Here is a 21,878-nt window from a genome sequence, read left to right on the forward strand (position 1 = left end):
AGAGAGCTGATGAGCGAAGCACTCAAGGAACTCGGCACGCAGTTGGAAATCAAGCGGTCTGATTGTGTTCTGTCATGGGACGTGACCCACGGCGAGCTGAACGTGGATGTGGCGCCGTCAAACCTTGTGGAATTCGTCGAATTCCTGAAATCCGACCAGAGCTGCAAATTCTCGTCGCTGGTGGATATCACCGGTGTGGATTACCCCGAACGCGCCAAACGGTTCGATGTGGTCTATCACTTCCTGTCGATGTACCAGAACCAGCGCATCCGGCTGCGGGTGTCGATCCGCGAGGATGACATGGTGCCCTCGATCGTCGATGTTCACCCCTCGGCCAACTGGTTCGAGCGTGAGGTGTACGACATGTTCGGCATCCTGTTCTCGGGCCACCCAGATCTGCGCCGCATCCTGACCGACTACGGCTTTCGCGGTCATCCGCTGCGCAAGGATTTTCCGACCACTGGCTATACCGAGGTCCGCTATGACGAGGCGCAGAAACGCGTCGTCTACGAGCCGGTCAGTCTCGTGCAGGAGTACCGGCAGTTTGATTTCATGTCCCCATGGGAAGGTGCGAACTACATTCTGCCGGGGGATGAGAAACAGGAGACCGAATAATGGGTGGCATCTGGTGGCTGATCCTGTCTGCGCTGACCATCATTCCGATGGTGAAGATATTGCCGTTCTTCGGGATCAACAAATACTGGTGCCTGCTGTGTCTGGTTCCCTTTGGCACGATCGCCCTGCTGTGGTGGGTCGGGCTTAAACTGCAAGAGCTGGAGCGCCGCTGATGGGTCTGGGGGAACTGATCGCGTTGGGGGCGCTGGGGGTTCTGCTGGCCGGGGCTGCTGCCAAAGCGGCCGAGGCGGAAAAGGTTCGGGTTCGGGCCGATGCGAAAAAGAAACGAGGGCGTTGATGGACGGCTCAAGATACGATGACGGCAGCACGGACGCGCTGAGCGGAGAACAGAAGATCCGCAACTTTAACATTAACTTCGGCCCGCAACACCCTGCGGCGCACGGGGTTCTGCGTTTGGTGCTTGAACTGGACGGCGAGATTGTCGAGCGCTGCGACCCGCATATCGGCCTGCTGCACCGCGGCACCGAAAAGCTGATGGAAAGCCGAACGTATCTGCAAAACCTGCCCTATTTCGACCGTCTGGATTACGTGGCGCCGATGAACCAGGAACATGCCTGGTGTCTGGCCATCGAAAAGCTGACCGGGGTTGAAGTACCGCGTAGGGGTTCGCTGATCCGGGTTCTGTATTCCGAGATCGGCCGCATCCTCAACCACCTGCTGAACGTGACCACGCAGGCGATGGATGTGGGCGCGTTGACCCCGCCGCTCTGGGGCTTTGAAGAGCGCGAAAAGCTGATGGTGTTCTATGAGCGTGCCTGCGGGGCCCGCCTTCACGCGGCTTATTTCCGCCCCGGCGGTGTGCATCAGGACCTGCCGCCGGAACTGCTGGACGATATCGAGGCCTGGAGTCACGAGTTCCCAAGCGTCCTTGATGACATTGACGGGCTGCTGACCGAAAACCGCATCTTCAAGCAGCGCAACGCCGATATCGGCGTGGTGACCGAAGATGACATCCAGAAATACGGCTTCTCGGGCGTGATGGTGCGTGGATCGGGTCTGGCCTGGGACCTGCGTCGCGCGCAGCCCTACGAGTGCTACGACGAGTTCGAATTCCAGATCCCCGTCGGCAAGAACGGCGACTGCTATGACCGCTACCTTGTCCGCATGGAGGAAATGCGCCAGTCGCTGCTGATCATCCGTCAGGCCATCGCCAAAATCCGCGAGTGCCCCGGTGACGTTCTGGCGCGCGGCAAGATCACCCCGCCAAAACGCTCGGACATGAAGACCTCGATGGAAAGCCTGATCCATCACTTCAAACTGTATACCGAAGGCTTCCACGTGCCGGCTGGTGAGGTCTATGCCGCCGTCGAGGCCCCCAAGGGCGAGTTCGGCGTCTATCTGGTCGCCGACGGCACCAACAAGCCTTATCGCGCCAAACTGCGCGCGCCCGGTTTCCTGCACCTGCAAGCCATGGACCACGTTGCCAAAGGCCACCAACTGGCCGACGTCGCCGCCATCATCGGCACCATGGACGTTGTGTTTGGGGAGATTGATCGGTGAGATGCTTTGCCCTGATTCTGGCCCTCGTGGTTGCCCTACCGGCGCAGGCCGCATCGACTCACCCGACGGCAAAAGTGCTGGAGGTTATGCGGGAAAACGGCTGTCGGCTGGATATTTCGCAAACCGAGGAGGCTTTTTCTGCGCGTGACCTGCGCCCCGAGGATGTCAGCGCCGTGATCAATTCCTGGGCCGAACGGGGGTTGGCTGGTCTGGACGGTCCCGTATTCGAGATTGCGCCTGCGATTTGCGGTGCGCATGGACTTGCGCCCGAGGATACGGCAAGGCGTGCCGACGCCTTATTTGACTTCGTGCGTTTGAATGGGTGCCGTATGGTCGAAGAAGAAGCCGAGATAAAATTGCGTCCCGCCGGTTTTACACAGGCCGAAACGCCTGATCTGATTGCCTTCCTTGTCGAACAAGGTCGCGCGCATCAGAACGCCCCCTATATCATCGTGATCGGAGATGCCTGCTAATGCTGCGCCGTCTGCACCCCGAACAACCCGAAAGCTTTGCCTTCACCGCTGCCAACCAGCAATGGGCCAAAGCGCAGATTACCAAATACCCCGAGGGGCGTCAGGCCAGCGCGGTCATTCCGCTGCTGTGGCGCGCGCAGGAGCAGGAGGGCTGGCTGAGCCGTCCGGCGATTGAATCGGTCGCGGATATGCTGGGCATGGCCTATATCCGCGTGCTCGAGGTCGCCTCGTTCTACTTCATGTTCCAGCTGCAACCAGTAGGATCTGTGGCGCATATTCAGGTCTGCGGCACGACGTCCTGCATGATCTGCGGGGCCGAGGATCTGATCGCGGTCTGCAAGGAAAAGATCGCGGCGAAACCGCATGAACTTTCTGCCGATGGCAAGCTGAGCTGGGAAGAGGTCGAGTGCCTGGGATCCTGCACCAATGCGCCGATGGCGCAGATCGGCAAGGATTACTATGAGGACCTGACCGCCGAGAGCTTTGGCAGGATCCTCGACGATCTGGTGGCGGGCAAGGTGCCGACGCCCGGTCCTCAGAATGGGCGTTACGCGGCCGAGCCGTTGAAAGGGCTTTCCAGCCTGTCCGAATATGAAGCCAGCAAGCCGAAATACAACGCGAGTGTTGAACTGGCGACAGAGCTTGGGGACACGGTCAAGCGTATCGACGGAACCGAAGTTCCGATCCTGACTCCTTGGCTTGGTAAGGATGGCAAAGCCGAAGCTTCCGGTTCCGCTCCTCAACCGCCGAAAAAGCCGGAGCCCGGCAAGACGGCGGCACAACAGAGTGGAACCAAAAAATCTACCCATACCGAACCGGCATCTCCCGAGGGCGCTGCAGCAAAGACGGATGGCCCAGACGTTCAGGAGACCCAGCCTAACACTCTAACCGCGGCACGTGACGGCAAGGCGGATGACCTTAAATTGTTGAAAGGCGTCGGCCCCAAGCTGGAAGAAACGCTAAACGAGCTGGGTTTCTATCACTATGACCAGATCGCGGCCTGGACGCCCGAACATGTGGCCTGGGTCGATGCGCGATTGAAATTCAAAGGCCGGATCGAACGCGATGGCTGGATCGAGCAGGCGACCAAGCTTGCTGCCGGTGAGGAAACCGAATTCGCCAAACGTGCCAAATCCGAGGGCACATACGAAGACTAGACGGATGCCCGTTCCGGGCTTCGGGGGAAGATGGACAAGGACAAGGAACAGGCCATAGCCCGCAAGGGCCGACATATCGGGGTGGTCATCGCCGTGACCATGCTGATCTGGCTTGCGATGAACCTGTTCATTGGCCCCGCGCTGGGTTTGACAACCCGGCATGCGCTGCTGTTTGATTTCGCCGCTCTGGCGGGATTCATCTATGCGGGCGTCAACATTTTTCAACTCTGGCGCATGCGTCAGGACAGCTGAAGGTAACACGCGATGCTGAAGGATCAGGACCGGATCTTTACCAACATCTACGGGATGCATGAACGCACGCTGAAAGGTGCGCAGGCCCGCGGGCATTGGGACGGCACTGCTGGCCTGATTGATAAAGGGCGCGACTGGATCATCCAGACGATGAAGGATTCCGGGCTGCGCGGACGCGGCGGCGCGGGTTTCCCGACCGGTCTCAAATGGTCGTTCATGCCCAAGGAAAGCGACGGGCGCCCGTCCTATCTGGTGGTCAACGCGGACGAATCCGAACCCGGCACCTGCAAAGACCGCGAGATCATGCGCCATGATCCGCATACGCTGATCGAGGGCTGCCTGATCGCGTCTTTCGCCATGAATGCCCACACCTGCTACATCTACCTGCGTGGTGAGTACATCCGCGAACGCGAGGCGTTGCAGGCCGCGATTGACGAGGCCTATGACGCGGGTCTGCTGGGCAAGAATGCCGCGGGCTCGGGCTGGGATTTCGACCTATTTCTGCACCACGGGGCGGGCGCCTATATCTGTGGCGAGGAAACCGCGCTGATTGAAAGCCTCGAAGGTAAAAAGGGCATGCCGCGGATGAAGCCGCCGTTCCCGGCAGGTGCGGGTTTGTATGGCTGCCCGACGACCGTGAACAACGTCGAATCCATCGCCGTCGTACCTACGATCCTGCGCCGTGGGGCGGATTGGTTCGCAGGTTTCGGCCGCCAGAACAACGCGGGCACCAAGCTGTTTGCGATCTCGGGTCACGTCAACAACCCCTGCGTCGTGGAAGAGGCGATGTCAATTTCCTTCGAGGAGCTGATCGAGACCCATTGCGGCGGCATTCGCGGTGGCTGGGACAATCTGCTGGCCGTGATCCCCGGAGGATCCTCGGTTCCGTGTGTGCGCGGTGAGAACATGCGCGACGCGATCATGGATTTCGATTATCTGCGCAACGATCTGGGCTCGGGGCTTGGAACGGCGGCGGTGATCGTGATGGACAAGTCCACCGACATCATCAAGGCGATCTGGCGCCTGTCAAAATTCTACAAACACGAAAGCTGCGGCCAGTGCACGCCCTGCCGCGAAGGCACTGGCTGGATGATGCGGGTCATGGACCGCCTGGTGCGTGGCGAGGCCGAGCTGGAAGAGATTGACATGCTGTTTGATGTGACCAAACAGGTGGAAGGTCACACGATCTGCGCGCTCGGCGATGCGGCCGCCTGGCCGATCCAGGGCCTGATCCGGAATTTCCGTGAAGAAATCGAAGACCGCATCAAGGCTCAGAAATCGGGCCGTATGGGTGCGATGGCGGCGGAGTGATCGGGATGGACATGTTTGCAGAATACAGCCACGCGATTTCATCGGTTGTGCTTTTCACGCTGGTGGTTCTGTTCCTGGCCCCGTTTTCAGCGCTGGCCAAGCAGGGCAAAGGCCTCGCGCCTGGGGCGACCCCTGAGCAGGACTATTCCGACCAGGCCTATCGACTGAACCGGGCCTATCTGAACGGAACGGAAACGCTTCCGGCGTTTGTGGCTGTTGTGACTGCGGCGGTATTGCTGGGCGCCAGCCCGTTCTGGGTCAATCTGCTGGCGTCTGTCGCATTGGTTGCGCGGTTGGTGATGCTGGTGGTGCACATCAAAGGCATAGGCAAGCCGAACAGTGGCCTTCGGTCCGTGCTGTATGTATTGGGCTGGGCCTGCATGTTTGTGATTGGGCTTATGGCATTGGTGGCGGCGTTCTGATGGCGTCCCGGCAGATGAGAACACGAAGAGGGATAGTATGAAGGCCTCAAGAACCCTTGTAGTCCTGCTGGCACTGGCAAGCGTGTCCGCCTGCGGCATCATCAAGCCGTCGGAAGATCGTATTCTGTTCGATGGAAAAGCGTTCAAGGCAAAGGCGAAGGCGGTCGACAAGAAAGCATCGCCAACGGACTTTACCGTTGTGGTAAAGGGTGCGTCCGCATCGCTGGACGGCGCACGTGAGGCCGGCCGTCATGAAGGAACCAAGTTTTGCGTGCAGAATTTCGGGTCTTCGCGGATCGATTGGAAAGTGGGGCCGGACACCGAACCGCAAAACCTGCGCATCAGTGATGATCAATTGACCTTTGCGGGAAAATGCCAACGGCCATGACGCGCGGTTTTGCATATCACGACATGGATTGCCGGCCGCTATTGCCTAGCAAGACCGGACCGGTTCGTTTTGGTGCGTCCAAAACGAAGGGAAAATCCATGTCTATTGCCAAAACACTCGCGCTGGCTGCCTTGGTCACATTGCCTGCCGTTGCAAATGCGAAGCCGCCCTTGAGGGATGTCAAAGAGATCGACGACGAACTCTATTACATCGCCATCGCAAATGAAATTTCGGAATATTGCCCCTCGATCAGCGGGCGTCGATTGAAAGCGATCAGTGTGATGTGGGGGCTGCGCTCCAAGGCGAACAAACTGGGGTATTCGGACACCGAAATCCGCACTTACGTCGAATCGGATGCTGAAAAGGACCGGATGCGCGCCAAGGGCGAGGCGTATCTGGCTTCGAATGGCGTGACCTATGACAACCCCAACACATTCTGCACTCTGGGGCAGAAGGAAATCCAAAGAAACAGCGCCATTGGCGTTTATTTGAGGGCGAATTGAAAGCCATGTCTGACCTCCGCAAGATCAATATCGACGGACAGGAAATCGAAGTCGATGGCGCGATGACCCTGATCCAGGCTTGTGAACAAGCCGGGGTCGAAGTGCCGCGCTTTTGTTATCACGAGCGTCTGTCGATTGCTGGCAATTGCCGGATGTGCCTGGTCGAGGTCGTCGGCGGGCCGCCGAAACCTGCGGCCTCCTGCGCGATGCAGGTGCGTGACCTGCGTCCGGGGCCTGAAGGTCAACCCCCGGTGGTCAAGACGAACTCGCCCATGGTCAAAAAGGCCCGCGAAGGCGTGATGGAGTTCCTGCTGATCAACCATCCGCTGGATTGCCCGATCTGCGATCAGGGTGGCGAATGCGACCTTCAGGATCAGGCGATGGCCTATGGCATGTCCGGATCCCGCTTCAAGGAAGCAAAGCGGGCGGTCGATGATCTGGATCTTGGCCCGCTGGTTGGCACCGCAATGACCCGCTGCATCAGCTGCACGCGCTGCGTGCGCTTCACCACCGAAGTTGCCGGGATAACTCAGATGGGTCAGACCGGGCGCGGTGAGGATGCCGAGATCACCTCGTATCTGAACCAGACGCTGGATTCGAATTTGCAGGGCAACATCATCGATCTGTGCCCTGTCGGGGCGCTGACCTCCAAGCCCTACGCCTTTACTGCACGTCCGTGGGAATTGACCAAAACCGAAAGCATCGATGTGATGGATGCGTTGGGATCGAACATACGCGTCGATACCAAAGGCCGTGAAGTCATGCGTTTCCTGCCGCGCAATCATGACGGCGTGAACGAGGAATGGATCAGCGACAAGACCCGCTTTGTCTGGGATGGCCTGCGCCGTCAGCGTTTGGACAAGCCCTATGTCCGTAAAAACGGCAAGCTGCGCCCGGCCTCATGGTCCGAGGCGCTGACCAAGGCAGCAGAGGCGCTGAAAGGCGCCGAGAAACCCGCCGGTATCGTGGGCGATCTGGCTCCGGTCGAGGCGGCGTTTGCGCTGAAACAGATGATCGAAGGGCAGGGTGGTGTTGTCGAATGCCGTACCGATGGCGCAAAGCTTCCGGCGGGCAATCGTGGCGCTTACGCTGGCACCGCCGCGATTGAAGATATCGACACCGCGGAACGTATCCTGCTGATCGGTACCAACCCACGTGACGAAGCGCCTGTCCTGAACGCGCGCATCCGCAAGGCGTGGGCGCATGGGGCCGAAGTCGCTTTGGTCGGTCCTGCGGTCGATCTGACATATGAGTATCAGCATGTTGGCGATGATCGAACAGCGCTGCAAAAAGTTGTCGACATGGGCGGAGATGATGAGATCAAGGGAAAACGGTCGTTGGTCATCATCGGTCAGGGCGCTTTGCAGGAAGCGGACGGCGCCGCCGTGCTGGCTGCTGCGCAAGCCATCGCGGCCAATACAGAAAGTGGTCTGATCGTTTTGCACACTGCGGCATCGCGCGTTGGTGCGATGGATGTGGGTGCCACGAACGAAGGCGGAATGGACGCGATCAGCGCCGCCGACGTGATCTACAACCTTGGTGCGGATGAGGTCGAGATCGGCGAAGGCGCCTTTGTGATCTATCAGGGCAGCCATGGTGACCGGGGTGCACACCGCGCCGATGTGATCCTGCCAGGCGCGGCCTATACCGAGGAAAACGGCGTGTTCGTAAACACCGAAGGTCGCCCTCAACTGGCGATGCGGGCCGGTTTTGCGCCGGGTGAGGCGAAGGAAAACTGGGCCATCCTGCGCGCCTTGTCGGCCGAACTGGGTGCAACACTGCCCTACGACTCTCTGGCACAGTTGCGCAGGGCCTTGATCGAGGCGGTTCCGCATCTGGCCCGCATCGACGAAGTGATTGAGAACGAAGTGAAAGTTCTCGACGCCGGTACTCTGGGCAACGCAACTTTCCGCTATGCGATCAAGGACTTCTACCTGACCAACTCGATCGCACGGGCTTCACAGTTGATGGCCGAGCTTTCGGCACAGGCGCAGGCCCGCAAATCCGAGAAGATCGCGGCGGAATGACCCAGACCATTTTCATATCGCAGATCGGCGCATCCGGTGCCGGGCGGCAGTTGGCCGCGCCTGATTTGCGTGTGAAACCGAATATTAAGGGTGGCGCAATGGCGGCAGATGCTGTTTACACCAACGCGCCGACCCAGCCGCAGTTTGCGCAGGCTTCTGGCCTTTGCATCGCGCGCGGAAAACGGAATACCCACGGTGTGAGGACCAATGGCTGAATTCTTTAACACCCCAGGCGGAATAGCCATCATCATTCTGGCGCAAGTGCTTGCCGTTGTTGCCTTTGTGATGATTTCACTGTTGTTCCTTGTTTACGGGGACCGCAAGATCTGGGCCGCTGTCCAGATGCGCCGAGGCCCCAACGTGGTGGGCGTCTATGGCTTGCTGCAATCGGTGGCGGATGCCCTGAAATATGTGGTGAAAGAGGTCGTCATTCCTGCGGGCGCCGACCGGACGGTCTTTATCCTCGCACCGCTGACATCCTTCGTTCTGGCGATGATCGCCTGGGCGGTGATCCCGTTCAACGATGGCTGGGTTCTGTCGGATATCAACGTCGCGATCCTCTATGTATTCGCGGTGTCCTCGCTCGAGGTCTATGGCGTGATCATGGGCGGTTGGGCGTCGAACTCAAAGTACCCGTTCTTGGGCTCGCTGCGCTCGGCCGCGCAGATGATTTCGTACGAGGTTTCGATCGGCCTGATCATCATCGGTGTGATCATTTCGACCGGCTCGATGAATTTTGGCGACATCGTGCGCGCTCAGGACGGCTCGTTCGGCTTCTTCAGCTGGTACTGGCTGCCGCATTTCCCGATGGTGTTCCTGTTCTTCATCTCGGCCCTGGCCGAAACCAACCGACCACCGTTTGACTTGCCCGAGGCGGAATCGGAACTGGTCGCCGGTTATCAGGTCGAATATTCGGCCACGCCTTTCCTGCTGTTCATGGCAGGCGAATACATCGCCATCTTCCTGATGTGCGCGCTGACCTCTCTGCTGTTCTTCGGCGGCTGGCTGTCCCCGATCCCTGGCCTGCCGGACGGCGTTCTGTGGATGGTGGCCAAGATGGCGTTCTTCTTCTTCATCTTCGCAATGGTCAAGGCGATCACACCCCGCTACCGCTATGACCAGCTGATGCGGCTGGGCTGGAAAGTGTTCCTGCCATTCTCGCTGGCTTGGGTGGTTTTCGTGGCCTTTGCGGCGAAATTCGACTGGTTCTGGGGCGCATTTGCCCGTTGGAGCGTAGGAGGCTGATATGACCCAAATCGACTATACCCGCGCTGCCAAATACTTCCTTCTGCAAGACTTCTGGGTCGGCATGAAGCTGGGGCTGAAGTATTTCTTCGCGCCCAAGGCCACGGTGAACTATCCGCACGAAAAGGGGCCTCTGTCCCCACGTTTCCGCGGCGAACACGCTCTGCGCCGCTATCCGAATGGTGAAGAACGCTGCATCGCCTGCAAACTCTGCGAGGCGATCTGCCCGGCCCAAGCCATCACCATCGACGCTGAACCGCGTGAGGACGGCAGCCGCCGCACCACGCGGTACGACATCGACATGACCAAGTGCATCTATTGCGGCTTCTGCCAAGAGGCCTGCCCGGTCGATGCCATCGTCGAAGGCCCGAACTTTGAGTTCGCGACGGAAACCCGCGAAGAGCTGTTCTATGACAAAGAAAAACTGCTCGACAACGGTGAACGTTGGGAGGCCGAGATTGCCCGCAATCTGGAAATGGACGCGCCTTACCGATGAGTGACAGCCCGACAAATCCGTTCGAGCTGATGATGAAGCAGGCTCAGGACATGGCCAAGGCGATGAACCCGGCGATGGAGAATTTCTCGCCCAAGGGGTTCGAGGCGTTGTGGCCGACCATGCCGAAAGAGGTCATGGAGATGATGTTCGGCAACACCGTCAACAAGGACGGGCTGGATGCCAAAACCCGCCTTCTGCTGACGCTGGCCGGGCTGACCTGCCAGGGCGCGCAGGCGGATTCGGCGGTGCGTCAGACCGTGCGCCACGCTTTGGAGGCGGGTGCCAAGAAACAAGAGATCGTGGAAACGATCGGTCAGATGTCGGTCTTTGCCGGCATCCCGGCCATGACCCGCGCGCTGGATCTGGCGCAAGAGGTCATGGGCGACAACGAGGATGAGGATCAATGACCGTCTTTGCCTTCTACCTGTTTGCCATCAGCGCCATCACCGGCGGGCTGTTCACGGTGATCAGCCGTCAGCCAGTGCACTCGGTGCTGTGGCTGATCCTGTCCTTCCTGTCTGCGGCGGGGCTGTTCGTGCTGCTGGGGGCCGAGTTCGTGGCGATGCTGTTGATCATCGTCTACGTGGGCGCGGTCGCTGTGCTTTTCCTCTTCGTTGTGATGATGTTGGATGTGGACTTTGCCGAGCTAAAGGCCGAGATGGCGCGCTATATGCCGCTGGCCCTGCTGATCGGTCTGGTCATCCTGATGCAATTTGTCATGGCTTTCGGCGCCTGGGACAGCGCGCAGGGTGCTGCCGAAAATCTGGCGCAGCCGGTCCCGACTGACCGCCACAACACCGAGGCGCTGGGTGTCATCCTTTACGATCAGTACTTTCTTCTGTTCCAACTTGCGGGCCTGATCCTGCTGGTGGCTATGATCGGCGCCATCGTTTTGACGCTGCGCCACCGTCAGGATATCAAGCGTCAGGACATCGTCGGCCAGATGATGCGCGATCCGGCCAAGGCGATGGAATTGAAGGACGTGAAACCGGGGCAGGGGTTGTGAGGTTCAAAGCCGTGATATCTGGGCTAAGTTTCGCTTTTTTCCCCGCGACTGTTTTCGCAGCGGGTATCGAAGCTTGCGAAGCTCTTCCGATTATGTCGCATCACGTGTTCGAGACGAACCACAGAATCGTTGGCAACGGCGTTGTCTCTTACTCTGAGATTGGCTCTATCTGCACCGACGAATTGGGATGCACACATACTGAGTTTGTTTTGTTTGCGGCTTGTGAAAGCGGTCAAACGATGCGCGTCGTAGCGAATCTTGAACGGGACTTCGACGGTACTCATTTGGATCGCGTCGATGAAGCAAATGAAGTTGTCCAAGTACTAGCATCTGCTGAAACAAGTTATTCGTGGACTTCGGCAACAAAAGCCTTTGAGCGAAAGGCATTCCAGATCGACGACTACATTGAATCGAAAGAAAACTGCGCCTGTGCAATGGCGTTTCCCGAGCTTCGCAACGGGAAAGAGAAATTCGAGGGACTCTAAGACGATGATCGGACTTGAACACTATCTTACGGTCGCGGCGACGCTGTTCGTCATCGGCATCTTCGGTCTCTTCCTGAACCGCAAGAACGTCATCATCCTGCTGATGAGCATCGAGCTGATGCTGCTGGCGGTGAATATCAACCTCGTGGCGTTTTCCAGCTTCCTTGGCGATCTGGTCGGGCAGGTGTTCACGCTGTTCGTGCTGACCGTTGCGGCGGCCGAGGCGGCGATTGGTCTGGCCATTCTGGTCTGCTTCTTCCGCAACCGCGGCACCATCGCGGTTGAAGACGTCAATATGATGAAGGGGTAAGAGAACATGGAAACCACCATCCTCTTTGCCCCGCTGGTGGGCGCGCTGCTCTGCGGGTTTGGCTGGAGATTCATTGGCGAGAAGGCCGCCATGTGGACGGCCACGGGCCTGCTGTTTCTGGCTTGTCTGCTGTCATGGCTCGTGTTCTTCTCGTTCGACGGGCACACACAACAGATCGAGATCATGCGCTGGATCGAAAGCGGTTCGCTCTCGACCTCGTGGGCCATCCGTCTGGACCGGCTGACCGCCATCATGCTGATCGTGGTCACCACGGTTTCCGCGCTCGTGCATCTCTACAGCTTTGGCTACATGGATCACGACCCGCAATGGCGCGAAGGCGAAAGCTATAAGCCGCGTTTCTTTGCCTATCTGTCCTTCTTTACCTTCGCGATGCTGATGCTGGTGACGGCGGACAACCTTGTGCAGATGTTCTTTGGCTGGGAAGGCGTGGGTGTTGCCTCGTATCTGCTGATCGGCTTCTACTATCGCAAGCCGTCGGCAAATGCTGCGGCGATGAAAGCGTTCATCGTCAACCGTGTGGGCGATTTTGGCTTTGCTCTGGGCATCTTCGCGCTGTTCTTCCTGACCGACAGCATCAACTTTTCGGACATTTTCGCATCGGCACCCGCGCTTGCAGAAGAAAAGCTACATTTCCTGTGGGGCGAATGGACCGCGGTCGAGGTGATCTGTGTTCTGCTGTTCATCGGTGCGATGGGTAAATCCGCGCAGCTGATCCTGCACACCTGGTTGCCGGACGCGATGGAAGGCCCGACGCCGGTGTCGGCCCTGATCCACGCGGCCACCATGGTGACAGCGGGCGTGTTCCTTGTCTGCCGCATGTCGCCGCTGATGGAGTTCGCGCCGGGCGCGACCGGGTTCATCACCTTCCTTGGGGCCTCGACAGCGTTCTTCGCGGCGACCGTGGGTCTGGTACAGACCGACATCAAGCGCGTCATTGCGTATTCGACCTGTTCCCAGCTGGGATACATGTTCGTGGCCGCGGGCGTCGGCATGTATTCGGCGGCGATGTTCCACCTGTTCACGCACGCTTTCTTCAAGGCGCTGCTGTTCCTCGGTGCGGGGTCCGTGATCCACGCTATGCATCACGAGCAGGAGATGACGGAATATGGCGGTCTGCGCAAAAAGATCCCTTACACCTTCTGGGCGATGATGATCGGAACGCTGGCCATCACGGGTGTCGGCATTCCGCTTACCACAATCGGTTTTGCCGGGTTCCTGTCTAAAGACGCGATCATCGAAAGCGCCTATGCGGGCGGAACCGGCTACGCCTTCTGGATGCTGGTGATCGCGGCGATGTTCACCTCGTTCTATAGCTGGCGTCTGATTTTCCTGACCTTCTATGGCAAACCGCGTGGCGACAAGCATACGCATGACCACGCACATGAAAGCCCGATGACCATGCTGGTGCCGCTTGGCGTTCTGTCGCTGGGTGCGGTGTTTGCCGGGATGATCTGGTATGGCAATTTCTTTGGCCATGCGGACAAGGTCGGCAAGTTCTACGGTATTCCGGTTGCCGAAGCGTCAGAACATGCCGAGGCCGGTGATCATGCGGCGGCGGATGCTTCGCACGGTGAAGACAGCCATGCGGATGAAAGCCACGCGGCTGACAGTCATGCCGATGAAGGTCATGGTGAGAAGGATGCAAAGGGTGGCGATCATCACTATGTCTTTGCGGGCCAGCCCGGCGAGGGCGCGCTTTACATGGCGCCGGACAACCATGTTCTGGACGATGCGCATGCGGCTCCGAAATGGGTCAAGGTTTCACCCTTCGTCGCCATGTTGCTTGGCTTTGTCGTGGCCTATTGGTTCTACATCGTGAATACGTCGCTGCCGGCACGTCTGGCTGCAAATCAGCGTCCGCTGTACCTGTTCCTTCTGAACAAGTGGTATTTCGACGAAATCTACGATGCGGTCTTCGTAAAACCCACTGTGGCGCTTGGCCGCTTCCTGTGGAAACGCGGTGACGGCAATACAATCGATGGCTTCCTGAACGGAGTAGCAATGGGCGTTGTTCCCTTCTTCACCCGCCTCGCCGGCAAGGCGCAGACCGGGTACATCTTTACCTATGCCTTCTGGATGGTGCTGGGCATCGCGGCCCTTGTCACCTGGATGTCGATCGGCGGAGGGGCCCAGTAATGGATTATATCCTTTCGATCGTCACGTTTATCCCCGCCATCGCCGCAGGCATTCTTGCCTTGTTCCTGCAAGGTGACGATGCGGCGGCACAGCGGAACGCCAAGTGGATTGCTCTGCTGGCCACCACTGTGACCTTCCTGGTTTCCATCGGCATCTATACAGGCTTTGACCCGTCGAACCCCGGTTTCCAGATGGTGGAAGAGGGTGAGTGGCTGATGGGCCTCAAATACAAGATGGGTGTTGATGGCATCAGTGTCCTGTTCGTTCTGCTGACGACCTTCATCATGCCGCTGACCATTCTGGCCAGCTGGAATGTCACGGACCGTGTCAAGGAATACATGGTTGCCTTCCTGCTGCTGGAAACGCTGATGCTGGGCGTCTTCATGGCGCTTGATCTGGTACTGTTCTACCTGTTCTTCGAAGCGGGTCTTATTCCGATGTTCCTGATCATCGGGATATGGGGCGGCAAGGATCGGATCTACGCCAGCTTCAAGTTCTTCCTCTACACCTTCCTCGGCTCGGTCTTGATGCTGGTCGCCATGGTTGCAATGTATGCGGATGCGGGCACCACGGACATTGCCGCGCTGATGACGCACCAGTTCTCGTCCGAGGGCTTCAGCGTGCTGGGCATCTATGTTGTCGGTGGCATGCAGACCCTGATGTTCCTGGCCTTCTTTGCCTCGTTCGCGGTGAAAATGCCGATGTGGCCGGTGCATACCTGGTTGCCGGACGCCCACGTTCAGGCGCCCACGGCGGGATCGGTCGTACTGGCCGCGATCCTTCTGAAGATGGGCGGCTATGGCTTCCTGCGGTTCAGCCTGCCGATGTTCCCGGTGGGTTCGGCCGTGATGACCGATCTGGTGCTGTGGATGTCTGCCATCGCGGTTGTCTATACCTCTTTGGTGGCGCTGGTGCAGGAGGATATGAAGAAACTGATCGCCTATTCCTCGGTCGCGCATATGGGCTTTGTGACCATGGGTATTTTCGCGGCAAACCAGCAGGGCATCGATGGCGCGATCTTCCAGATGCTCAGCCACGGGTTCATCTCGGCCGCGCTGTTCCTGTGCGTTGGCGTGATCTATGACCGGATGCACACCCGCGATATCGAGGCTTATGGCGGTCTGGTGATCCGGATGCCAGCCTACGCGCTGGTCTTTATGTTGTTTACCATGGCCAATGTGGGCCTGCCGGGCACCAGTGGCTTCATCGGTGAATTCCTGACCCTGATGGGCGCGTTTCAGGTCAACACCTGGGTAACGGCTGTGGCAGCGACCGGTGTGATCTTCTCGGCGGCTTATGCGCTGTGGCTCTACCGCCGGGTCGTGTTTGGCGATCTGATCAAGGAAAGCCTTAAGGCGATGACCGACATGAGCTCGCGCGAGCGATTGATCTTCGCCCCGCTGATCGTGATGACCATCCTGCTGGGTGTCTACCCGTCGCTGGTGACCGATGTAATCGGGCAATCCACAGCGGCTCTGATTTCGAACTATGACACGGCTCTGGCCGCGGCTGAGGCTGCGACCCAGACAGCCGCTTCGCATTAAGGGAACTTTGGAGACATGATCCAGGCTGATCTGACAATCATCCTGCCGGAAATCGTTCTGGCGCTTTATGCGATGGCGGCGCTGCTGGGGGCTGTCTACACGACAAAGGACGGACTGGCGCCTTTGCTGGTCTGGACCACGGCAGGTCTTATGGCCCTTCTGGCAATCTGGATTGCAACTCAGGGCGGGGGTACAAACGTGGCCTTCAACGGCATGTTCGTCGATGACGGCTTTGCCCGCTTTGCCAAGGTTGCTATCCTTTTGTCGGCGGGTGCAGTACTGGTCATGAGCCAGGAATACATGGCGCGCCGCGATCTGCTGCGTTTTGAATATCCTTTGCTGGTGGCACTGGCCGCCGTGGGGATGATGATGATGGTCAGCGCAGGCGATCTGATGTCGCTTTACATGGGGCTCGAGCTGCAATCGCTGTCGCTCTATGTCGTGGCCGCTCTGCGTCGTGACAGCGCGAAATCGACCGAGGCAGGTCTGAAGTATTTTGTGCTGGGTGCGCTGAGCTCGGGTCTGCTGCTTTATGGCGCGTCGCTGGTCTATGGCTTCACCGGCACCACGTTGTTCTCGGGCATCATCCAGACAGTTCACCATGGCGATGTTTCGTTGGGGCTGCTGTTTGGCCTGATCTTCCTGATCTCAGGTCTGGCCTTCAAGGTCTCGGCCGTACCGTTCCATATGTGGACGCCGGACGTTTACGAGGGGTCTCCGACACCGATCACGGCTTTCTTTGCCACGGCGCCCAAGGTTGCGGCGATGGCGTTGTTCGCGCGCCTGTTGCATGACGCGTTCGGCGGCATTGTCAAAGACTGGCAGCAAGTGATTGTCCTGCTGTCCGTGCTGTCGATGTTGCTGGGGGCCGTGGCCGCGATCGGGCAGCGCGACATCAAGCGACTGATGGCGTTTTCGTCGATTGCCCATATGGGCTATGCGCTGATTGGCCTGGCCGCTGGTACCGAGCTGGGTATCAAGGCCATGCTCATGTATCTGGCCATCTACGTGACCATGAATATCGGCACATTCGCCTTCATTCTGATGATGGAACGTGACGGCAAACCCATCACCGACATTGACGCTCTGCGGCAATACTCCAAGCGTGATCCGGGCAAGGCGCTGGCGGTGCTGATCCTGATGTTCAGTCTGGCGGGCGTGCCTCCGATGCTTGGTTTCTTTGCGAAATTCGGCGTCTGGCAGGCGGGCGTCAGTGCGGGTCTGACCGGTCTGGTCGTCGTCTCGGCCATCGCTTCGGTCATCGGTGCCTTCTATTACCTGCGGATCGTGTTCTACATGTATTTCGGGGCCGAGAACGAAGAGCCGATCGAAACCCGGTCGACCCCTGTTCTGTGGGTGGCATTGATGGGGTCTGCGGCCCTAATGCTGGTCGGCATCTTCTATCAGTTCGGCGTCGAGGGCGCGGCAGCAGCCGCGGCGGCCACGCTTGTCAATTGATCGTTTCACACATCCGGAAAGAGGGGCTCGGTCGCGCGACCGGGCCTTTTTGATATGACAAAATGGCCCCAAGGCTATGGCCTGCACGAGGTGCAGGAAGTCGACAGCACGCTGAATGAAGCGGCGCGGATTGCTCCGAATGCGCGTGGTCCCGTCTGGATCATGGCGCATCACCAGACGGCGGCGCGCGGGCGGCGCGGACGAAGCTGGGCCAACCCGATGGGCAACCTGGCGGCGACCTTGCTGATGCGTCCTCAGGGCGCGCCGGAACAGGCGGCTTTGCGCAGTTTCGTGGCGGCGCTGGCCCTTTTTGACGCGTGTGTCGCCGTGTCCGGGCGGGCTGCCGGACTGTCGCTGAAATGGCCCAATGACGTGCTGCTGAACGGCGGCAAGCTTGCCGGTATCCTGCTGGAAAGCACGGGGCAGGGGCATGGCGTGGCGCATCTGTCCATCGGCATCGGAGTGAATCTGGCCAATGCCCCGGATGCGGACGCGGTAGAGCCCGGCGCGGTTCGTCCCGTCTCACTTCTTTCGGAAACCGGGGCACATGTCTCGCCCGAGGATTTTCTGACCGAACTGGCCGCGGCCTATGCCGGGTATGAAACCCAATTCGTCACCTATGGGTTCGAACCGATCCGCACTGCCTGGCTGTCCCGCGCGGCCCGGTTGGGCGAGGTCATCACTGCGCGGACCGGTACGTCGGAAACGGTTGGAACCTTCGAAACGGTGGACGCAGGTGGTAACCTTGTCTTAAACACCGCCAAAGGCCGCGTGAGCATTCCTGCGGCGGATGTCTATTTCTGAGAGGGGCGCGGATGCTTCTGGCCATCGATTGCGGCAATACCAATACCGTCTTCTCGATCTGGGACGGTGAGGAATTTCTGTGCACCCTGCGCACCTCGACCCACCATGCGCGCACGGCAGACGCGTATTTCACCTGGTATTCGACGCTGGTGAAACATTATGGGATCGAGGCGAATATCTCGGATGTCATCATTGCCTCGACCGTGCCACGTGTCGTGTTCAACCTGCGCATCTTTGCCGATCGCTTTTTTGGTTGCAGACCATTGGTTGTGGGCAAGCCCGATTGCCTGTTGCCTGTCCCTCCGCGTGTGGATGAAGGCACGGTGCCCGGCCCGGATCGACTGGCCAATGCAGTGGGCGCTTTTGACCGCCATGGTGGCAATGTGGTTGTCGTGGACTTTGGTACCGCAACAAATTTCGACGTTGTCGCCGCGGACGGTGCCTATGTGGGGGGCGTTATCGCTCCGGGTGTGAACCTCAGCCTTGAGGCTTTGCATCAGGGCGCAGCCGCACTGCCGCATATCGACATCACGCGTCCCGAGAAGGTGATCGGCACAAATACGGTTGGTTGTATTCAATCGGGCGTGTATTGGGGATATTCCGGTTTGATCGAGGGGCTGATCGCCCGGATCAAGGCCGAGTATGGAATGCCGATGAAAGTCGTTGGAACCGGAGGGCTGGCCCCCTTGTTCGATCAGGCCGACGTGGGGTTCGACGCAATCGAAGATGATCTGACGATGCACGGCCTGACCGTGATCCATCGCTACAACAAGGATAATGGCTCCGTATGAGCAGTGAAAGATTGATCTACCTGCCGCTGGGTGGCGCGGGCGAAATTGGCATGAACGCCTATGTGTACGGCTACGGTGAACCGGGAAAGGAACGCCTGATCCTTGTGGATCTGGGCGTCACTTTTCCTGATATGGACACAACGCCGGGCGTTGACCTCATCCATGCCGATATCTTTTGGCTGAAAGAGCGTGCCGACCGGCTGGATGGTGTTTTCATTACGCACGCCCATGAAGACCACGTCGGTGCCGTGGCCCATTGTTATGAAGCTTTGGGCGCGCCGGTCTATGCGCGCGCCTTCACGGCCAATATCGCGCGCCGCAAGATGGAAGAACACGCGCACCCGACCGAGGCGGTCACGACTGTTTCCGCCTGGCCTGAACAGGTGTCCGTCGGGCCGTTCACGGTTGGCTTCCTTCCTGTTTCGCACTCGATTCCCGAAAGTGCCGCACTGGTCATCGACACACCCGCAGGGCGTGTCGTGCATTCGGGCGACTTCAAGCTGGATGCTGCACCCGTCGTTGGAGAGGCCTTTGACCCTGACCTGTGGGCCGAGGTTGCCAAGCCCGGCATCAAGGCGCTGGTCTGTGACAGTACGAATGTGTTTTCGACTCATCCGGGGCGTTCAGAATCCGAAGTTGGCCCCGAGATTGTCAAGCTGGTCGAAGGCGCGGAAGGTATGGTCGTGGCGACCACCTTTGCGTCAAACGTCGCGCGGGTCAAAACGCTGGCCGAAGCAGGTGCGCGGGCCGGGCGTTCCGTCGTTCTGCTGGGGCGCGCGATGCGTCGGATGATCGAAGCAGCGACCGAAACCGGTATTCTTGCGGATTTTCCAAAGGTGATCAGCGCCGAAGAGGCTCTGGACCTTCCGCGCCAGAACCTGATGCTGATCGTGACCGGCAGCCAGGGGGAACGACGGGCCGCAAGCGCCCAACTGGCCCGTGGCAAGTACCGTGGTCTGGAACTGGCCGAGGGCGATCTGTTCCTGTTTTCCTCGAAGACCATTCCCGGGAACGAGCGGGGCGTGATCTTCATCATGAACCAGCTCAGCGAAAAGGGCGTGGATGTCGTTGATGACAGTTCGGGCCTTTATCATGTCTCGGGCCATGCGAACCGGCCGGACCTCGAGAAAGTGCACGCACTGACTGATCCGCAATTCGTGATCCCGATGCACGGCGAACACCGGCACCTGCGCGAGCATGTCAAACTGGCAGAGCAGGGCGGCAGAACCGGAGTGCTGGCGGTGAACGGCACCATGCTGGATCTCAGCGGCAATGCGCCTGTGGTCGTTGATTATGTTGAAACCGGTCGCACATATCTGGACGGCACCGTGAAGATTGGTGCCCTTGACGGCGTGGTGCGGGACCGTATCCGCATGGCTTTGAACGGCCATGTTACAGTGACGGTGGTTCTGGACGAAGAAGACGAACCGCTGGGCGAGCCGTGGTGCGATACCATGGGACTGCCCGAAACCGGCACGTCCCGTGCCGCGTTGGTCGAAGTGCTGGAAGAGGATCTGAACCAGTTCCTGATGCGGGCCGCTGCCAAGACCCTGCGCGATGACGACAAGCTGGAAGATGAAATGCGCCGCATCGTGCGGCAGACAGCCAAAGCGGAAATTGGCAAAAAGCCCGAAGTGACGGTGGTGGTCAGCCGGATGCGGTGAAACCGATCCGTCAGTCGTGGGTTGGCATCGGATAGCCCCTGAGACGCAGGAACAGGTTGGCCTCTTCGTTGTTTTTGTAGAATGGAACTGACGATGGCGGCTCGGGGGACGTAACCCGGGCCGCTATTTCCGCCAGAACGACCTCGGTGATAAACGGCAGATCCAGATCCCGTGCCCGATCTAGTGGCACCCATTGCAGGTGCGACAGCTCATCCGAGGCGTGACTGAAATCATCCACATCACCTTGCAGAGCGTCGGCGTCGACCAGAAAGAACCGCGCATCGAACCGGCGGGGACGGCCCGGTGGAGTTACCGCGCGAAAGACGAACTGAAGCGCAGCCGCAGTTGGCAGGTAACCCAACGCGGCAAAGCTCTGCCAATCGCCAGGTACCTGACCGGGCCATGTGCCCGGCTGGCCGAGAACAAGACCGGTTTCTTCCCAAAGCTCGCGTATGGCGGCCGCGGCGAGGGCGTGTTGAATCCCCGGCTCGGCCTGTTCGCCCAAACGTTCAAAGCACAGATCCGGCAAATCCGTTGCCAATGGAACATCCGCGTCAGCCGGATCAACCGCGCCACCGGGAAAGACGAACTTGTTCGGCATGAAGGCCGCTTTGGACCCGCGCTGCCCCATAAGGATCGAGGGGTTTGTCCATCTGTCCCGCAGCACGATAACCGTCGCTGCGTCCCGGATGGCGGTTTTGTCGGGTGTCATGTCCAAACTGGTCAACTGGGTCGGGTCACGCGGTTTTTCCAAAGCCATGCATGCGGCGTGCCCACTGATAGGCCACCACTGCACCTTTCAGGCGTGGCAACAGGTACAGGGACAGGGCGACGCAGGCGACGGAAAAGCCGATGGCCATCGTCCACGGATCGGGCCGCCAATGCACGTACGACACGTGCAGAGCAGGCGCCAGCAGGTGGCCGACCAGCAGGATTGTCAGGTAGGCGGGCCCATCATCTGCGCGATGGTGAAACAACTCCTGCCCGCAGTTCGAGCAGGAGTCATTGACCTTGAGATAGCTGTGCAACAGCTTGCCTTCCCCGCAGTTGGGGCATTTGCAGCGAAACCCCTTGACCAGGGCTGGCCATGTCTCACGCTCATCTTCAGAGGTCGTCTCGATCGTCTGATCCGTCATAATGTAACTCGCGCAGTAATCTTTTGCGGATAATGGGCCTGATCGTGGAAATTTAAAAGGGGGGTGCGTCGCTTTGCAACGTCTGCCCGGCACCTCGTCTTGGGGCGGTCCCG

The 21,878-nt window shown here is 59.1% G+C and carries 27 protein-coding genes; 25 read left to right on the forward strand and 2 right to left on the reverse strand.

Annotated elements, in window-relative coordinates:
• Nucleotides 1-9: 9 nt before the first annotated feature.
• The 25 genes from ACR0LI_RS02595 to ACR0LI_RS02715 all read left to right on the forward strand — a co-directional run bounded on the left by ACR0LI_RS02595 (nt 10) and on the right by ACR0LI_RS02715 (nt 20,629).
• A complete protein-coding gene (locus ACR0LI_RS02595) occupies nt 10-615 on the forward strand; it encodes an NADH-quinone oxidoreductase subunit C (protein WP_480490583.1) in 606 nt (201 codons plus the stop codon).
• Nucleotides 615-788, forward strand: a complete 174-nt coding sequence (locus ACR0LI_RS02600; RefSeq protein WP_010442775.1) for a hypothetical protein — start codon at nt 615-617, stop codon at nt 786-788. The genes ACR0LI_RS02595 and ACR0LI_RS02600 overlap by 1 nt, the downstream gene beginning before the upstream one ends.
• Nucleotides 788-913 (forward strand): hypothetical protein, encoded by a 126-nt coding sequence (locus ACR0LI_RS02605; protein ID WP_256368965.1) that lies wholly within the window; start codon nt 788-790, stop codon nt 911-913. Before ACR0LI_RS02600 ends, ACR0LI_RS02605 begins: the two co-directional genes overlap by 1 nt.
• Nucleotides 913-2,136 (forward strand): NADH-quinone oxidoreductase subunit D, encoded by a 1,224-nt coding sequence (locus ACR0LI_RS02610; RefSeq protein WP_171631140.1) that lies wholly within the window; start codon nt 913-915, stop codon nt 2,134-2,136. Before ACR0LI_RS02605 ends, ACR0LI_RS02610 begins: the two co-directional genes overlap by 1 nt.
• Nucleotides 2,133-2,609, forward strand: coding sequence for a hypothetical protein (locus ACR0LI_RS02615; protein ID WP_480717968.1), 477 nt, complete (start codon nt 2,133-2,135; stop codon nt 2,607-2,609). The genes ACR0LI_RS02610 and ACR0LI_RS02615 overlap by 4 nt, the downstream gene beginning before the upstream one ends.
• The gene (locus tag ACR0LI_RS02620; protein WP_480490580.1) at nt 2,609-3,766 is read left to right on the forward strand and encodes an NADH-quinone oxidoreductase subunit E; all 1,158 of its coding nucleotides are present in this window, start codon (nt 2,609-2,611) and stop codon (nt 3,764-3,766) included. The genes ACR0LI_RS02615 and ACR0LI_RS02620 overlap by 1 nt, the downstream gene beginning before the upstream one ends.
• Nucleotides 3,767-3,796: 30 nt before the next feature.
• Nucleotides 3,797-4,018 (forward strand): DUF5337 domain-containing protein, encoded by a 222-nt coding sequence (locus tag ACR0LI_RS02625; RefSeq protein ID WP_171115038.1) that lies wholly within the window; start codon nt 3,797-3,799, stop codon nt 4,016-4,018.
• 12 nt (nt 4,019-4,030) lie between these two features.
• Nucleotides 4,031-5,329, forward strand: a complete 1,299-nt coding sequence (nuoF, locus tag ACR0LI_RS02630; RefSeq protein ID WP_209832595.1) for an NADH-quinone oxidoreductase subunit NuoF — start codon at nt 4,031-4,033, stop codon at nt 5,327-5,329.
• A gap of 5 nt (nt 5,330-5,334) precedes the next feature.
• Nucleotides 5,335-5,751, forward strand: a complete 417-nt coding sequence (locus tag ACR0LI_RS02635) for an MAPEG family protein (RefSeq protein ID WP_171115040.1) — start codon at nt 5,335-5,337, stop codon at nt 5,749-5,751.
• Between the two features lie 37 nt (nt 5,752-5,788).
• Nucleotides 5,789-6,139 carry a hypothetical protein gene (locus ACR0LI_RS02640; RefSeq protein WP_171631153.1) on the forward strand — a complete coding sequence of 117 codons (351 nt, stop codon included), beginning with the start codon at nt 5,789-5,791 and terminating at the stop codon, nt 6,137-6,139.
• Between the two features lie 98 nt (nt 6,140-6,237).
• A complete protein-coding gene (locus ACR0LI_RS02645; protein ID WP_480717969.1) occupies nt 6,238-6,642 on the forward strand; it encodes a DUF5333 domain-containing protein in 405 nt (134 codons plus the stop codon).
• Nucleotides 6,643-6,647: 5 nt separating this feature from the next.
• Nucleotides 6,648-8,669: an NADH-quinone oxidoreductase subunit NuoG gene (gene nuoG / locus ACR0LI_RS02650; protein ID WP_480717970.1), complete on the forward strand. Its 2,022-nt coding sequence runs from the start codon at nt 6,648-6,650 to the stop codon at nt 8,667-8,669.
• The gene (locus ACR0LI_RS02655; RefSeq protein WP_171631160.1) at nt 8,666-8,884 is read left to right on the forward strand and encodes a hypothetical protein; all 219 of its coding nucleotides are present in this window, start codon (nt 8,666-8,668) and stop codon (nt 8,882-8,884) included. The genes nuoG and ACR0LI_RS02655 overlap by 4 nt, the downstream gene beginning before the upstream one ends.
• Complete coding sequence (gene nuoH / locus ACR0LI_RS02660) at nt 8,877-9,914, forward strand: NADH-quinone oxidoreductase subunit NuoH (protein WP_152458581.1); 1,038 nt, start codon at nt 8,877-8,879, stop codon at nt 9,912-9,914. The genes ACR0LI_RS02655 and nuoH overlap by 8 nt, the downstream gene beginning before the upstream one ends.
• 1 nt (nt 9,915) lies before the next feature.
• Nucleotides 9,916-10,410, forward strand: a complete 495-nt coding sequence (gene nuoI, locus ACR0LI_RS02665) for an NADH-quinone oxidoreductase subunit NuoI (protein ID WP_039524264.1) — start codon at nt 9,916-9,918, stop codon at nt 10,408-10,410.
• On the forward strand, nt 10,407-10,817 hold the full coding sequence (locus ACR0LI_RS02670) for a carboxymuconolactone decarboxylase family protein (protein ID WP_010442761.1): 411 nt from the start codon (nt 10,407-10,409) through the stop codon (nt 10,815-10,817). Before nuoI ends, ACR0LI_RS02670 begins: the two co-directional genes overlap by 4 nt.
• Nucleotides 10,814-11,416: an NADH-quinone oxidoreductase subunit J gene (locus tag ACR0LI_RS02675; RefSeq protein ID WP_171722961.1), complete on the forward strand. Its 603-nt coding sequence runs from the start codon at nt 10,814-10,816 to the stop codon at nt 11,414-11,416. Before ACR0LI_RS02670 ends, ACR0LI_RS02675 begins: the two co-directional genes overlap by 4 nt.
• The gene (locus ACR0LI_RS02680) at nt 11,413-11,901 is read left to right on the forward strand and encodes a hypothetical protein (RefSeq protein WP_480619819.1); all 489 of its coding nucleotides are present in this window, start codon (nt 11,413-11,415) and stop codon (nt 11,899-11,901) included. Before ACR0LI_RS02675 ends, ACR0LI_RS02680 begins: the two co-directional genes overlap by 4 nt.
• A gap of 4 nt (nt 11,902-11,905) precedes the next feature.
• Complete coding sequence (gene nuoK / locus ACR0LI_RS02685) at nt 11,906-12,211, forward strand: NADH-quinone oxidoreductase subunit NuoK (protein WP_005984024.1); 306 nt, start codon at nt 11,906-11,908, stop codon at nt 12,209-12,211.
• Between the two features lie 6 nt (nt 12,212-12,217).
• Nucleotides 12,218-14,368, forward strand: coding sequence for an NADH-quinone oxidoreductase subunit L (gene nuoL / locus ACR0LI_RS02690; protein ID WP_480717971.1), 2,151 nt, complete (start codon nt 12,218-12,220; stop codon nt 14,366-14,368).
• Nucleotides 14,368-15,912, forward strand: a complete 1,545-nt coding sequence (locus tag ACR0LI_RS02695) for an NADH-quinone oxidoreductase subunit M (RefSeq protein ID WP_171167325.1) — start codon at nt 14,368-14,370, stop codon at nt 15,910-15,912. The genes nuoL and ACR0LI_RS02695 overlap by 1 nt, the downstream gene beginning before the upstream one ends.
• 15 nt (nt 15,913-15,927) lie before the next feature.
• Nucleotides 15,928-17,370: an NADH-quinone oxidoreductase subunit NuoN gene (nuoN, locus tag ACR0LI_RS02700; protein ID WP_480488050.1), complete on the forward strand. Its 1,443-nt coding sequence runs from the start codon at nt 15,928-15,930 to the stop codon at nt 17,368-17,370.
• Nucleotides 17,371-17,424: 54 nt separating this feature from the next.
• Entirely contained in the window at nt 17,425-18,174 is a 750-nt protein-coding gene (locus ACR0LI_RS02705; RefSeq protein ID WP_480717972.1) for a biotin--[acetyl-CoA-carboxylase] ligase, read from the forward strand.
• Between the two features lie 11 nt (nt 18,175-18,185).
• Nucleotides 18,186-18,965 (forward strand): type III pantothenate kinase, encoded by a 780-nt coding sequence (locus ACR0LI_RS02710; RefSeq protein WP_171631173.1) that lies wholly within the window; start codon nt 18,186-18,188, stop codon nt 18,963-18,965.
• Nucleotides 18,962-20,629 carry a ribonuclease J gene (locus ACR0LI_RS02715; protein WP_171631175.1) on the forward strand — a complete coding sequence of 556 codons (1,668 nt, stop codon included), beginning with the start codon at nt 18,962-18,964 and terminating at the stop codon, nt 20,627-20,629. The genes ACR0LI_RS02710 and ACR0LI_RS02715 overlap by 4 nt, the downstream gene beginning before the upstream one ends.
• 10 nt (nt 20,630-20,639) lie before the next feature.
• Here the strand turns inward: ACR0LI_RS02715 and ACR0LI_RS02720 are convergent, their stop codons facing one another.
• Both ACR0LI_RS02720 and ACR0LI_RS02725 read right to left on the reverse strand, forming a co-directional pair.
• Nucleotides 20,640-21,341, reverse strand: coding sequence for an NUDIX hydrolase (locus ACR0LI_RS02720; RefSeq protein ID WP_171633770.1), 702 nt, complete (start codon nt 21,339-21,341; stop codon nt 20,640-20,642).
• A gap of 25 nt (nt 21,342-21,366) precedes the next feature.
• Nucleotides 21,367-21,765: a DUF983 domain-containing protein gene (locus ACR0LI_RS02725; RefSeq protein ID WP_171115058.1), complete on the reverse strand. Its 399-nt coding sequence runs from the start codon at nt 21,763-21,765 to the stop codon at nt 21,367-21,369.
• Nucleotides 21,766-21,878: the final 113 nt, after the last annotated feature.

Source organism: Ruegeria sp. CL7 (assembly GCF_056536445.1).